Origin of the sequence: Sulfurovum sp., assembly GCF_036568385.1 — a bacterium.
Taxonomy (GTDB): Bacteria; Campylobacterota; Campylobacteria; order Campylobacterales; family Sulfurovaceae; genus Sulfurovum.
Window position 1 is genome coordinate 25,599 of sequence record NZ_DATCSP010000026.1, and the last position, 12,747, is coordinate 38,345.

Here is a 12,747-nt window from a genome sequence, read left to right on the forward strand (position 1 = left end):
ATAGGGTCTATTTAAAGAAGAGGAAACAGTATGCAGATCAAAGAAATACAGGAATACGCAGAGATACGTGCAAAGGCCAGAGCCTATCTGTGCTATATCATGGGAAGAACCATTACGGACACCATTCAAAACGGTGATATACATACGGTACTTGCCAAACTTGAAAAGCTCAATGAGAGCGTTGAAAAAGCAGAAGCCATTTATGCCTTGGATGCAAGCGGTACGCAAATGATCCAGAACATCTCCAAAAATAAAAAACTAAGCGGTGTCGGGAAAGGGGTGGACAGGTCTGACCGGGCCTACTTTTACAGGACAGTGAAGGAACACCGATGTACCTTGACCGAGCCTTACCCTTCAGATCTGAGCAATACCATGGTCATTACGGCTTCGTTTCCTATCTATGACGAACAGGACAATCTTCTTTGTATCATATGTATGGATATCTCCATGGCAAATATCCTGCGTATGGTCTCTCCAAGTTCTGTAGACTCGATCTTCGGAAAACTCTCGAAACTGGCCTATGCTGCATTCTCCATCGCTTTGGCATTGGTCTCTTTGCTCCTTTTTGTCAAGGGTGCCACTGCGTTTCTGCATTTCGGTATAGACCTCAGGGCGATAGATATCAATGAAATGTTCAAGGCCACCATTCTTTTGACCCTCTCCCTGGCTATTTTTGATCTGGTCAAAGCGATCTTCGACGAGGAAGTGCTGGGTAAAGAGAAGAAGGACGGCTCGGGCAGCGGACATCAGACGATGATACGTTTTTTGGGTTCTATCGTCATCGCCCTTTCCATCGAAGCGTTGATGCTGGTCTTCAAGTTCGCACTCACCGATCCTGCACAGCTAGAGTATGCCGTACTGCTGATATCAGGGGTTGCTGTGCTGCTGGTGAGTCTCTCTGTCTACATCAAGTTCAATAATCCATCGGACAAAAGTGCACAGAAGAAAAACTGATGGATAAAAAGCTTATTATCTTTGACATGGATGGTACACTGATAAACTCTTCCATCACCATAGCCAATGCCATCAACTATGTGCGAAAGAACCTGGGCTTCGAGCCTATGGAACAGGGACATATCCTGCGACTGGTCAATGACCATACCATCGATCCCGCACGAACGTTTTACCATGCCAAAGCGTTCGACCGTGATCATGAAAGATGGTTTTCAGAGTATTACACGAAAAACCATCAAAATGAACTGGTGCTCTATCAGGGTATCAGGGAGCTGCTTGAAACCCTTAAAGAGAGAGGACATGCGCTGGCTGTAGCCACCAATGCCTACAGGGGATCCACCATAGAATCGCTGACCCATTTGGATGTGCACCATTATTTCGACGGGATTGCCTGTTACGATGATGTTCCCCGGGGTAAACCGCATCCGGACATGCTTCATAAACTCCTTGATGAACTGTCGCACAGTAACCATGAGGCGCTGTTCATTGGAGACGGTCCGCGTGATGAGGTGGCCAGTCAAAGAGCAGAGATAGACTATATCATGGTAGACTGGGGTTTCACCGACCATACCGATGCCGTAAAAAGCGTGGATGACCTGCATAAACTGCTGGTAGGGTGAGCCACCCGCTTATCCTTGCAGCACCGTTCAGCGCCCCGATAGCTTTCCTTTTAAAAACAGACCCAGCGCGATCGTCACTGCTATACCCGAGACGATCAAAAACAATCCCTGTATCCCGTAGTACTTCACGATCGGTTCAAAGAGAAGCGGGGAAGAGAACTGTCCCAGAAAGAAGCTTGAAGCGAGCACGCCTGAAGCCTTTCCTCTTTTATGTGCCGGTACTTTTGCGAGGAACCAGGAATTGGTATTCACAAGGATCAGCCCGAAGCCTGTCCCTATAAACACGGTACTGTAAAAAAGCTGTGCGATCGAACCCGCCTGTGAGATAATGAAAAGCCCGGTGCCAAAAAAGATAAAGGTAATGATATAGATCTGCCGGTAGGAGAACCTTGCCTTGAGCCTGGCATACTGCCTGGATGTGAGGGCATTAAAGAACATGGCCACAGCGATGACAAAACCTATGGTACTTGGCTCTCCATGCAGTGTCTCAATGATAAGGTAGGGCAACTGAGTCGGCATCATATAAAAAAGTACCATCGCGAAATAGGCGGTCAGATAGACAGGCCAGAGATTGGATTCGATCTTGATCTCATGTTCGAGAGGGTGATGTTTTTCAGGTTCATACAATGAGGATACGACCAAAGGCAGAAAGAAGAGCGGCAAAATATACATGGCAAAAGGATAGGACCAGTGCAGCTCTGCAAGAAAACCGCCCGAAGTGATGAAGAGAATCCCCCCTATCGCGACCGCCATTCCCTGTACGGACATAAACTTGTGCCGTCCCTTCTCATCGAAATAATCGCCGATGAGAGCGGTGGAACTGGTCATCAACAAAGCAACAGCGATACCCAGAATGGCGCGTCCTGCCAGGATCGCATAGAAGTCATGCAGGTAGAATCCAGAACTTCCACCTGCGACAAAGAGGATGATGCCTGTATAGAGCGGTTTCAGTCTGCCGAACCTGTCCACGATGATACCGGCAAAGGGAGCGAAAAGCGCGATGATGATAGAGGGGATGGTCAGCATCAATTTGGAAAGGAATTCGATATTGGGGATATGGTGGAATGTCTGGCTGATGAGCGGCAGAGAAGAGACCACAGTAATTCCGGACATCACGCCCATGGTGGCTATCAGCAACAGAGAGATCCGGATGTTTTTAGTGATCGTTTTAGGCATAAGAAACTTTATATAGAAATGGTCTTTAAACGAAAGTATAGCTTCTTTTAAATATACGGGTATTGAATTGATGCCCTGATATAATCCGAATTTTGGTATATTACGCGAAAAACAAAAGTGGATAGGCCATGTCAAAATCTCTTCTAACCGACCTTTTAGCAGTCCTTTGTATCGGTGCATCCTTCCTGGTGCCGTCTGACTATCAGCATGCACTGCTGTTCACAGGACTTTTTGCACTTTCCGGTGCCATTACCAACCAGCTTGCTATTCATATGCTGTTTGAAAAGGTTCCTCTCCTCTATGGTTCCGGTGTGATAGAAAAGAACTTCGATCTCTTTAAGAGCTCCATCAAAAAGATGATGATGCAGCAGTTTTTCACCAAAGCACAGTTGGAAGACTTTTTTGCGAAGGAAGAGAAAAAGATCGACCTTGGACCCCTGGTCGAAAACACCGACTTCTCTCCTGCATTTGATGCACTCTCCAAAACGGTCATGGAGTCAAAGTTCGGCGGGGCCATTTCCATGTTCGGCGGTGAAGCGGCCCTGGAGGGGTTACGGGAACCGTTCTCAAAAAAGCTCAGATCCGCCGTTGCTTCCATCGTCTCCTCTTCGGCATTCAAAGCACAGCTTGAACACCAGATCAGGCATTCCGATCTGAGCGAAGATATGCTGGCCACCGTAGAAGCACTCATCACGAGCCGCCTTGAAGCGCTGACCCCCAAAATGGTCAAAGCACTGGTGCAGGAGCTCATCAAAGAACATCTGGGCTGGCTGGTCGTCTGGGGCGGTGTGTTCGGCGGGCTTATCGGTTTGGTCAGCGCATTTCTGATCTAAACCGAACATGGCATTGCCTTCGTTTAAACATCTGCTTTTTTCCTGGCTGCCATAGAGGCCTTCATCGTCCTGTATCCCAGGTAGTCTTCATCCCAGAACGCCTGAAGGTGCAGCAGTTCGCAGCTGTCACCAAAGCTTGATTCCAGTTCACCTTCCTGGAGCATAAAAGCAGGGTTGGATGGGGCCCTTTCATTCTCCGGATGGTCCAAAAATGTCTCGAACAGGAGGATGCCCCCTGGCTTCAGCGCTTCTATCATCTGGGGAAAAAGTCTGCGTTCAAGGAAGTAGGTGCAGACGATCAGGTCATACTGCGCTTTGGGAAGCCTGTAGGTATCAAGATCGACCTCCTTCGGATGGACATGTGCTACCCCTTTGAGCCGTGCCAGTGCGACACCTGAAATGTCCAATGCATCCACTTCAAAGCCCATGGAAGCCAGGTATTTGCTATGCCTTCCCATGCCGCATGCAATGTCGAGCGCCTGTGTTCCGCCAGCCAGTTTTGCATACTCCGTGATCAGTTTGACGGGTGTGTCGGGTATTTGATTGTTCTGGTATTTTTCATCCCATCTTGTCTTGTCTTCCAATGCCACGCATACCCTTTTTTTGTTTGAAGTCTCTTTTGGTATTATTCTATCTAAATTATCAAGGATTTTTATGAGCACACTAACCTTTATATCATGGAATGTCAACGGCATACGGGCGGTTGAGAAAAAAGAGGCACTGAAGTGGATCGATGAGGAAAATGTCGATTTTCTCGGTCTTCAGGAGATCAAGGCAGAGGCAGACCAGATCCCTGAGAGTATCTTTGAAAGAGAGTACAAGTTCCAGAGCATCAATTCATCTTCCAAAAAAGGACAGTCGGGGGTGGCACTCTTTACAGACATCAAAGGGGAAGCATCCTGCTGTTCTCATGTGGATATTTTGGATGAAGGGCGCATCAATGAGTACCATTTTGGAGACATCGCGTTCTTTAATGTCTATTTCCCCAACGGACAACGGGACGATGAACGACTGGTATACAAGATGGAGTTCTATGACCGTTTCCTGAACCATATCAATACCCTCAGAGAGGAGGGAAAGTCGATCGTGGTATGCGGCGATGTCAATACAGCCCACAAAGAGTTTGACCTGGCACGTCCCAAGGCCAATGAAAAAACATCAGGTTTTTTACCGATGGAACGCGAGTGGATAGACAAACTCCTGAGCCACGGCTACATAGATACCTTCAGGCATGTCAGAGGCGATGAACCGGACCGATACAGCTGGTGGAGCTACAGGGCTGGGGCGAGAGGCAAGAACGTGGGATGGAGAATAGACTACTTCTTCGTTTCGGATGACCTCAAGGAGAGGATCGTCGATGCAGATATCTTGGATCATATCATGGGCAGTGACCATTGTCCTGTCAAGCTGGTGCTGAAGGTTTAAACCCTATCTTTTGGTCAAGTGCCATCCGAAGCCGCCCGGACATGGGTAAACGGAGAGTGTTTTTTTCGTACGTCCCCTAAGCGCTTCGATCGCTTTTTCTGCATCTTCCCGGGTCTCATAGAGATCTTTAGGTTCTCCTTTGGCATCGGTACACCTGCATACTGAGCACTCTTGCAGATCGCTCGTGTCGGGATGGGGAGCAAGGGACCTTTGGATGTTTTCAATATGATCGTAGAGCGCCTCGCGTGTCTGCAGTTCAAAGTAGGCTAACAGCTGAGACTCAGAGTATCCTCTGAGGTCAGGATAGAGGCTATAAAGGGCTTGTAAGGCAGCTTCTTTTTTCGCCAGTTCGTTTTTGAGGGTTTGCAGGGACGAATGCAGGTTCACGGCAGTAAAGAACTAGACGCTTAGTCTATGTCCCCCACATAGTAAAACTCATCCAACCCTTCCAGAAAGGCCATCAGCAGTTCATCGGAACATTTTTTAAAGTTCTTATGCCCTTCTTTACGGAAGAGAGAGGCCAGCTGCTGCTTTGTCAGTGCTACGTCTGCGAGGCCAAAGATGATCTCTATCTCTGGCTCTTTGAGTTCAAGAGCGATACGCAGTTTTTTGAGTATCAGGTTGTTGGTGAGCTCGATGTCTTCTGCTTCCTCGTTCTTCTTAGGGGAGGGACCTCTTTTAAGTGTGACGAGACCATCCAGAAATACCCCCAGCTCTTCATACGAGCAGAGTTGGAAGCCCTTGTCCAGGCGTCGTTTGAGCAGGGCGTCCAATCGGGACATCTCCATCGTATAGCCTTCCAGCCTATAGGCTTCTATCATCTCTTCGTTGGTCAAGTTCAACGCTTTTTTGATACGGTAAAGGATCTCGTTCGTGCTGATGATCATCTTACTTTTTACCTGCTTCTTCCGCCAAGGCACCCAAAGCTATCTTTGCTTTTTTCAGTATCTCGAGACATTTCGGGTCTTTGACATTATGCTTGAGGGACCAGTACTCAGGGTTGGTATAGGTAATGGTCGTCTGACCTTCATAGTTGGTCGTAAAAAGGATGCGAAGAGGCAGGTCCAGGCCTATGGAAGGGTTGCAGTTCATAAGCACGGTTCCCATTTTCGGATTCCCGAAGACCACAACGGTTTCAGGCTTCAGGTTCATCTGTACTGCATGCGCATTGGCTTGATGGTCTATCGTGTTGAAATGGGTCAAGCCCTGGTCTTCGATGAGCTTTTTCAGTTTGGCTACAGCTGTAGGCACGTCGTTCTCGCTCTCTACGGTTTCAAGAAATGTGCCTTTCTTGGCGTCACAGCCAAGCAAGGCAAAACCGATCAATCCAAGTACAAGCAACTTTCTCATCACTATCCTTTCATCACTAAACATTAAATCTAAAATGCATCACATCGCCGTCCTGTACGATGTACTCCTTGCCTTCCAGTCTGGCTTTACCGGCTTCTTTGGCTCCGCTCTCACCGCCATAAGTAATATAATCCTCATAGCTTATGACCTCTGCACGGATGAACCCTTTTTCAAAGTCATTGTGTATCACCGCTGCTGCTTTTGGTGCGGTCGTGCCTTTGCGTATCGTCCATGCACGTACCTCTTTGACACCTGCTGTAAAGTAGCTCATCAATCCAAGCTTGTCAAATCCTTTGTGGATGATCTGGTCAAGGCCGCTCTCTTTCACACCGAGATCATTGAGCATTTCCTGCTTTTCCTCTTCCTCGAAGTCTACCATCTCTTCCTCGACCTTCGCGCAGAGTTTGATCACTTCACTGTTGCGTTCCGCCGCATAGGCTTTGAGCACTTTGACATAGTCATTGTCTTCGGCAAGGCCGTCCTCATCGACATTGGCACCGTACATGATCTCTTTGGAGGTGAGGAGTCGAAGATCTTTGTTCATAGCCAGAAAACCGTCACTCTCCTTGTCTGCGAATGTAGATACAGGGTGCCCCTCTTCGATATGTGCCAGGAGCGCTTCCGCCACTTCGAGCTGCTCCTTGGCATCCTTGTCGTTTCCACGGGCTTTCTTTTTCAGCATCTCTATACGTTTGACGACCGCATCCAGGTCGGCAAAGAGCAGCTCCTGTTCAATGATCTCAACATCTCTGATCGGATCGATGGAACCTTCCACATGCACGACGTTCGTATCGTCAAAGCATCTTACAATATGCAGGATCACTTCTGTCTCACGGATGTTCGAAAGAAACTTGTTCCCCAGACCTTCCCCTTTGCTGGCACCTTTGACCAGTCCTGCGATATCCACGAAGTCCAGGGTGGAGTGCTGTATTCTTTCAGGCTTGACGATCTCAGCAAGTTTGTCAAGTCTTTCGTCAGGAACAGGTACGACAGCTTTGTTGGGCTCTATGGTACAAAAAGGGTAGTTTGCACTCTCTGCGTTCTGTGCTTTGGTAAGTGCGTTGAAAGTGGTAGATTTTCCTACATTCGGTAGTCCTACGAGTCCTATACTGAGTCCCATGGTATTCCTTAAATATGATAATATGATTAGCGCGATTTTACCAGAATATTGGTGAAGAAGGGATTAGTCCGAAGATGCGGGGAGAGGCAGGCGGGAGCATGGGTCAGCAGACAGATCCTCCGCTGCAGAGCGGCCCGCCGTTAGTGGTCGCTGCAGCAGCGGTGAGCCGCTATTGGTGGCTCTCATCCTCTGCAAGTGTTTCGATGAACTTCACCATCATTCTTACACCGGCACCGGAAGCACCGGATGGGTTTTCACCCCAGGCATGCTCTACAAAGGCCGGACCCGCGATGTCTATGTGTGCCCATTTGTCCGCGTGGTCCTCATCGATGAATTCAGAAAGGAACTGACCTGCGGTGATGGCTCCGCCATAGCGTGTATTGGAGATGTTGCAGATATCTGCAACTTCTGACTTGAGGGTCTTTTTCAGATAACGGTTGAAGTCCAGTCCGGTAGCCAGTTCACCGGCATTCTTTGCCTCTTTGACGACAAGTGATCTGAGTTCTTCAGAGTTGCTCATGACACCCGATGTATAGTTTCCTACACCGACGACACAGGCACCAGTGAGCGTGGCAAGGTCAAAGAGATAGTCCGCTTTGACCTCCTGCTGTGCGTAGCAGAGCGTATCGGCAAGTACCAGGCGCCCTTCAGCATCCGTATTGCGTACTTCGATCGTTTTCCCGTTCTTGGCCACGAGTACGTCATCGGGTTTGTAGGCATCTCCGCCTATCATGTTTTCCACTGCACCGATGAAACCGTGTACCTCGACAGGCAGGTCCATCTCTGCAATGGCCTTCATGACACCGATCACCGCTGAGCCGCCGCTTTTGTCCGCTTTCATGGTCACCATGAAGTCAGCAGGTTTAAGACTGAGCCCACCGCTGTCATAGGTAAGACCTTTACCTACCAGGGTCACCACACATTTAGGGTTTTTCGGTTTGTGGGTCAGGTGGATGACCCTCGGTGCATGACGGCTTGCGCGTGCAACAGCCAGCAGGGTTTCCATCTTCTCTTTGCGAAGCTCTTTCGGTTTGAGTACATTACAGACAAGGCCGGTGTCGTCCGCCATACCTTCCGCGATACCTGCCAGGACTTCCGGATAGCAGTCATCCGGTGTGGTATTGACGATGTCGCGCGTGAAGTTCGTCGCATCTGCCGTGATCTGTGCCTTATGGATCGCTTCAGAGGCTTTTTCTATATCGATCTCCAGCTCAGAGTACTCTTCAAGCGATACGGTGATATGCTTCACAGGGTTTTTCTTTTTTTTGCTTTTGTAGGTTTGGAAACTGTAGGCTCCCAGGATGAATCCCTCGATCATGGCACGCAGCGTATAGGTACATCCCTTGTTCGTATAGGTCGCCACTTTGATAGATCTGTACTGGGTCCCTTGCAACGCTTTGATCGCCGAAGCAGCTGCCGGTCTGATGGAGCTGCTTGTCAAGGATTCTGCACCGACATAGAGCCTGTTCTTCTCCAGAAGCAGACAGGTCTCATCCTGTCCTGCCTCAAAACCTGCTTTCTTTAAGAGTTTTTTGTCCTGGACAAAACGGTGTTTGGTGTCTTTGTCCACCACGATGATGATCTCTACATCGCTGCTTAGGTCGGCTACGGGAAGTGCGGTTAGTTCGAAATTCATTTTAGTTCCTTGTGTCTTAATTGAATTGGTCTTTTAAAATATCTTTTGCCTGTATCATATCTTTATCGCCGCGTCCTGAAAGATTGATCAGGATCGTTTTTCCTTTTACCTCTTCGGGTTTCATCTTTTTGAGGTAGGCGATGGCATGCGAGCTTTCAAAAGCAGGGATGATCCCTTCCGCCTGTGAAAGCCATACAAAAGCATCCAGGGCTTCATCATCCGTGATATAGTCATACTTCGCGATCCCTTCGTCTTTCAGGAACGAGTGCTCGGGGCCTATCCCCGGATAGTCAAGACCTGCAGAGATCGAGTGTGCTTCCTGGACCTGGCCGTCTTCATCCTGAAGCAGATAGCTCAGTTGGCCGTGAAGCACGCCCGGGCTTCCTTTGGCAAGGGAACAGCCGTGTTTGGAGTCCAGTCCCAGTCCTCCTGCTTCTATCCCGATACACTCTACGCTCTCATCTTCCAAGAAGTGATTGAAAATACCAAGGGCATTCGAACCGCCGCCTATGCAGGCAATGACCTTGTCCGGCAGACATCCTTCTGCTGCATCGAGCTGTTTCTTTGCTTCCCAGCCTATGATGGACTGAATGTCACGTATCATCATAGGGTAGGGGTGCGGCCCCGCCACCGTACCGATGATATAGTAGGTGTCACGTGCATGGGTCACCCAGTGTCTGATGGCCTCGTTCATGGCATCTTTGAGGGTTTTGCTACCCGACTCGACCGCATGTACTTTTGCCCCAAGCAGCTTCATACGGAAGACATTCAGTTCCTGGCGCGCTGCATCTTTGGCGCCCATGAATATCTCGCATTCAAGTCCGAAAAGTGCCGCTACGGTAGCGGTTGCAACGCCGTGCTGGCCTGCACCTGTCTCGGCGATCACTTTTGTCTTGCCCAGTCTTTTTGCAAGGACCGCCTGTGCCACGGTATGGTTGATCTTGTGCGCGCCTGTGTGGTTCAGGTCTTCACGCTTAAGATAGATCTTCGCATCCAGTTCTTTAGAGAGGTTCTCAGCAAAGTAGAGGGAAGAGGGACGGCCGACATAGTGCTTGTAGTAGTGGTTGACCTCCGACCAGAAGTCCTCATCAAAACGTACCGCTTCATAATCTTTTTTAAGCTGTTCCAGTGCAGGCATCAGTGTCTCAGGTACAAAACGGCCGCCATAGCCTACCTGACCCTTTTCAATGCTGCCGAAGTGGCCTAGCCCATCGGGGTCATGGGGGCTGTGTTTTGGGATGTATATTTCATTATGTAAGTTCATCGGTTTCTCTCATATAGTATTAGCTGGATTATATCCAATGAGAGGTTAGAATTCGCCTTTTGCGGTGAAGATCAGACGATATAGGCGATCTCTGCCTGCGAATCCAGTCTCATGGGCGGTCCCCAGAAACCTATGCCGCTGTTGACATAGAGATGGCTGCCGTTAGCGAGTTTATGGAGCCCTTTCACATAGGGCTGCTGCAGTCTGACCAGATACTCAAAAGGCCATATCTGCCCGCCGTGCGTATGGCCGCTGAGTATCAGGTCAGGAGTATAGGTGTTGAGCTCTTCTATATATTTCGGCTGGTGGGCAAGGAGCAGGGTCCTGTAGTTCTCATTGACACCCCTGTATGCTTTGTCTATATCGGGTGCCAGCAGGTCCATACGGTAGCCGACACGGTCTGTCACGCCCACAATGTTGAGCTTCAGTGCATCGATCGTAATGTGTTCATTCAGCAGCAGGGTCATGTTGGTGGTTTTGATGAAATTTATGAGCTTCAGAGGTTCATGGAAGTATTCATGATTCCCCAGTACATAGTAGATGCCGTGTTTGGCTGAGATGTTTTCGAGTTCCCTGACAATGTCCTCTATCTCTTCCAGCGCGGTGTCTATCAGGTCTCCTGTGATGCAGACAATGTCCGGCTCCAGTGCATTTATTTTGGTGACAGAAGCTTTGACAAACTCCCTGTCGATCAGGCCGCCTATGTGAAGGTCACTGATCTGGACAATGGAAAAATCAAAACGGTCGAACTCCACGACATTGACGACCGGCTCTTTCATCCCTTCATAGGCACCGGCACTGACATAGGAGGTCGAGAGTGCGATCAGCGCAGCGTCTCCGCTGTTCTTGATAAATGCTCTTTTTGACATATCGACGTTCCTGAGTGTCTTATGGAACAGATTCAGCACCTCATGGACGATCAGGTACAGAAGCAGTACAAAAGAGATACCTACGGAGAGTGAGAAGAGATAATACAAAGGCGTGTTGATAAGGTCTGTATAGCGTCCTGCTACATAGAGTATATTGAAAATGAAGTTCAGCGCCAGCAGCAGAGTGAATCTTTTTTTGATCGTCTCGGATACCAGGAACCTTTTGATGACCCTGGAGTAAAAGAGATAGTGCAAAGCAAAGAAGAACAGCAGAAAGATCGAGAAAAACATCATTACCCTCATATCATTACCAACTTTTTTATTTATTGTAGCAGACGGCTGTGCAAAGCAGGTGCAGGGTCAGTCTATCTGCAGTACAGAGTAGACAGGGGCACTGATACCTTCACGCCCTTTAAGGAACCCCAGTTCCATCACAAAGCAGGCTTCGACACAGTGTGCACCCACCCTGTCTATAAGGTTCGCCGCGGCCTTTGCCGTACCGCCTGTGGCAATAAGGTCATCTATCAGGAGCACTTTTGCACCTTTTCCATCAGGATTATCTTTGGCAACAAACGCGTCGATATGTATCTCCACTTCATCAAAACCGTACTCAAGAGAGTATTTCTCTGCAACGGTCGTATAGGGGAGTTTGCCTTTTTTGCGTACCGGCACAAAACCGATCCCCAGTCTGTCTGCAAGGATGGCACCAAAGATGAAGCCTCTGGCATCGATACCTGCGATATAGTCCAACTCATAGCCCAAATAGCGGTTCGTCAGGTGGTCCATCAGCGTATTGAATGCCGCAGGATTGGAGAGGAGGGTACTGATATCTTTGAAGATAATACCGGGTTTCGGGAAGTCGGGGATGTCTCTGATGCTGTTTAGTATGATCTCTTTTTCTTCCGATGTGAGGGTCATGGCCGTTCCTTGGATTATGTAGTGAGGATTATTCTATCACAGGTTGTTTGAATGTTCTTAGAGGAGATCGATGCAGGAGAGTGAAATTTCCCGTTCCACCTCGGGAGAGGCGGAAGCTGTCGTTAAAGAGGGTCTGTCTTTGGCCGCTTTCCGGCTAGGCCCTCTTGAGTATGCTGATGATATATAACAGGATCACAGCACCGATGACGGCCATCACGATCGACCCCAGTAAGCCGCCTGCCGTGATACCAAGCAAACCGAATACATAGCCGCCCAATACAGCACCAATGATCCCTACGATGATATTGCCTATGACACCAAATCCTCTTCCTTTTACCAGAAGGCCGGCAAGCCAGCCTACGAGTGCACCGATCGCTAAAAATATGATAAGACTCATGATATCCATGTTTGACTCCTGTATTGATTTTATGTACTATCACGCGATGCGTAAAAACACATATTGAAATAATATGATAACATAAATTTTTATTATATACTTATCTGATCGGTTTCATCATGCTATCATGGATTCCCACGTATTGAATGAAGGAATCCCATAAAGGTAGAGCTTCAAGATGACAG

The 12,747-nt window shown here is 48.6% G+C and carries 15 protein-coding genes; 4 read left to right on the forward strand and 11 right to left on the reverse strand.

Annotated features, from left to right (window positions below; genetic code table 11):
• Window positions 1–30 precede the first annotated feature (30 nt).
• Window positions 31–954 carry a PDC sensor domain-containing protein gene (locus VIM88_RS02825; protein WP_331861366.1) on the forward strand — a complete coding sequence of 308 codons (924 nt, stop codon included), beginning with the start codon at window positions 31–33 and terminating at the stop codon, window positions 952–954.
• Window positions 954–1,574 (forward strand): HAD family hydrolase, encoded by a 621-nt coding sequence (locus tag VIM88_RS02830; RefSeq protein WP_331861367.1) that lies wholly within the window; start codon window positions 954–956, stop codon window positions 1,572–1,574. The genes VIM88_RS02825 and VIM88_RS02830 overlap by 1 nt, the downstream gene beginning before the upstream one ends.
• A 27-nt stretch (window positions 1,575–1,601) precedes the next feature.
• Here the strand turns inward: VIM88_RS02830 and VIM88_RS02835 are convergent, their stop codons facing one another.
• Window positions 1,602–2,750 carry an MFS transporter gene (locus tag VIM88_RS02835; protein WP_331861368.1) on the reverse strand — a complete coding sequence of 383 codons (1,149 nt, stop codon included), beginning with the start codon at window positions 2,748–2,750 and terminating at the stop codon, window positions 1,602–1,604.
• 128 nt (window positions 2,751–2,878) lie between these two features.
• Here VIM88_RS02835 and VIM88_RS02840 point away from each other — a divergent pair, with 128 nt between their 5' ends.
• Window positions 2,879–3,583, forward strand: coding sequence for a DUF445 domain-containing protein (locus VIM88_RS02840; protein ID WP_331861369.1), 705 nt, complete (start codon window positions 2,879–2,881; stop codon window positions 3,581–3,583).
• 23 nt (window positions 3,584–3,606) lie between these two features.
• Here VIM88_RS02840 and VIM88_RS02845 read toward each other — a convergent pair whose 3' ends face one another.
• Window positions 3,607–4,173, reverse strand: coding sequence for a class I SAM-dependent methyltransferase (locus tag VIM88_RS02845; protein ID WP_331861370.1), 567 nt, complete (start codon window positions 4,171–4,173; stop codon window positions 3,607–3,609).
• Between the two features lie 64 nt (window positions 4,174–4,237).
• Here VIM88_RS02845 and VIM88_RS02850 point away from each other — a divergent pair, with 64 nt between their 5' ends.
• On the forward strand, window positions 4,238–5,008 hold the full coding sequence (locus VIM88_RS02850) for an exodeoxyribonuclease III (RefSeq protein ID WP_331861371.1): 771 nt from the start codon (window positions 4,238–4,240) through the stop codon (window positions 5,006–5,008).
• Between the two features lie 3 nt (window positions 5,009–5,011).
• Here VIM88_RS02850 and VIM88_RS02855 read toward each other — a convergent pair whose 3' ends face one another.
• From VIM88_RS02855 to VIM88_RS02895, 9 genes are all read right to left on the reverse strand, one after another.
• A complete protein-coding gene (locus VIM88_RS02855) occupies window positions 5,012–5,395 on the reverse strand; it encodes a hypothetical protein (RefSeq protein ID WP_331861372.1) in 384 nt (127 codons plus the stop codon).
• Window positions 5,396–5,415: 20 nt separating this feature from the next.
• The gene (locus VIM88_RS02860; protein ID WP_331861373.1) at window positions 5,416–5,895 is read right to left on the reverse strand and encodes a DUF1456 family protein; all 480 of its coding nucleotides are present in this window, start codon (window positions 5,893–5,895) and stop codon (window positions 5,416–5,418) included.
• 1 nt (window position 5,896) lies between these two features.
• A complete protein-coding gene (locus VIM88_RS02865; protein WP_331861374.1) occupies window positions 5,897–6,358 on the reverse strand; it encodes a DUF302 domain-containing protein in 462 nt (153 codons plus the stop codon).
• A gap of 16 nt (window positions 6,359–6,374) precedes the next feature.
• A complete protein-coding gene (gene ychF / locus VIM88_RS02870) occupies window positions 6,375–7,478 on the reverse strand; it encodes a redox-regulated ATPase YchF (protein ID WP_331861375.1) in 1,104 nt (367 codons plus the stop codon).
• A 169-nt stretch (window positions 7,479–7,647) separates the two neighbouring features.
• Complete coding sequence (locus VIM88_RS02875) at window positions 7,648–9,114, reverse strand: leucyl aminopeptidase (RefSeq protein ID WP_331861376.1); 1,467 nt, start codon at window positions 9,112–9,114, stop codon at window positions 7,648–7,650.
• Between the two features lie 16 nt (window positions 9,115–9,130).
• On the reverse strand, window positions 9,131–10,378 hold the full coding sequence (gene trpB / locus VIM88_RS02880) for a tryptophan synthase subunit beta (RefSeq protein WP_331861377.1): 1,248 nt from the start codon (window positions 10,376–10,378) through the stop codon (window positions 9,131–9,133).
• A gap of 71 nt (window positions 10,379–10,449) precedes the next feature.
• Complete coding sequence (locus VIM88_RS02885) at window positions 10,450–11,538, reverse strand: metallophosphoesterase (RefSeq protein ID WP_331861378.1); 1,089 nt, start codon at window positions 11,536–11,538, stop codon at window positions 10,450–10,452.
• Between the two features lie 69 nt (window positions 11,539–11,607).
• The gene (locus VIM88_RS02890; protein ID WP_331861379.1) at window positions 11,608–12,165 is read right to left on the reverse strand and encodes an adenine phosphoribosyltransferase; all 558 of its coding nucleotides are present in this window, start codon (window positions 12,163–12,165) and stop codon (window positions 11,608–11,610) included.
• A 154-nt stretch (window positions 12,166–12,319) separates the two neighbouring features.
• Window positions 12,320–12,571 (reverse strand): GlsB/YeaQ/YmgE family stress response membrane protein, encoded by a 252-nt coding sequence (locus VIM88_RS02895; RefSeq protein ID WP_331861380.1) that lies wholly within the window; start codon window positions 12,569–12,571, stop codon window positions 12,320–12,322.
• Window positions 12,572–12,747: the final 176 nt, after the last annotated feature.

What these genes read in the sequence shown, in the direction of transcription:
- VIM88_RS02825 (WP_331861366.1), top strand. Translation starts at nt 31, where the DNA reads ATGCAGATCAAAGAAATACAGGAATACGCAGAGATACGTGCAAAGGCC.
- VIM88_RS02885 (WP_331861378.1), bottom strand. Translation starts at nt 11,538, where the DNA reads ATGTTTTTCTCGATCTTTCTGCTGTTCTTCTTTGCTTTGCACTATCTC.
- VIM88_RS02875 (WP_331861376.1), bottom strand. Translation starts at nt 9,114, where the DNA reads ATGAATTTCGAACTAACCGCACTTCCCGTAGCCGACCTAAGCAGCGAT.
- VIM88_RS02840 (WP_331861369.1), top strand. Translation starts at nt 2,879, where the DNA reads ATGTCAAAATCTCTTCTAACCGACCTTTTAGCAGTCCTTTGTATCGGT.
- VIM88_RS02865 (WP_331861374.1), bottom strand. Translation starts at nt 6,358, where the DNA reads ATGAGAAAGTTGCTTGTACTTGGATTGATCGGTTTTGCCTTGCTTGGC.
- VIM88_RS02895 (WP_331861380.1), bottom strand. Translation starts at nt 12,571, where the DNA reads ATGGATATCATGAGTCTTATCATATTTTTAGCGATCGGTGCACTCGTA.
- ychF (WP_331861375.1), bottom strand. Translation starts at nt 7,478, where the DNA reads ATGGGACTCAGTATAGGACTCGTAGGACTACCGAATGTAGGAAAATCT.
- VIM88_RS02830 (WP_331861367.1), top strand. Translation starts at nt 954, where the DNA reads ATGGATAAAAAGCTTATTATCTTTGACATGGATGGTACACTGATAAAC.
- VIM88_RS02835 (WP_331861368.1), bottom strand. Translation starts at nt 2,750, where the DNA reads ATGCCTAAAACGATCACTAAAAACATCCGGATCTCTCTGTTGCTGATA.
- VIM88_RS02890 (WP_331861379.1), bottom strand. Translation starts at nt 12,165, where the DNA reads ATGACCCTCACATCGGAAGAAAAAGAGATCATACTAAACAGCATCAGA.
- VIM88_RS02850 (WP_331861371.1), top strand. Translation starts at nt 4,238, where the DNA reads ATGAGCACACTAACCTTTATATCATGGAATGTCAACGGCATACGGGCG.
- VIM88_RS02860 (WP_331861373.1), bottom strand. Translation starts at nt 5,895, where the DNA reads ATGATCATCAGCACGAACGAGATCCTTTACCGTATCAAAAAAGCGTTG.
- trpB (WP_331861377.1), bottom strand. Translation starts at nt 10,378, where the DNA reads ATGAACTTACATAATGAAATATACATCCCAAAACACAGCCCCCATGAC.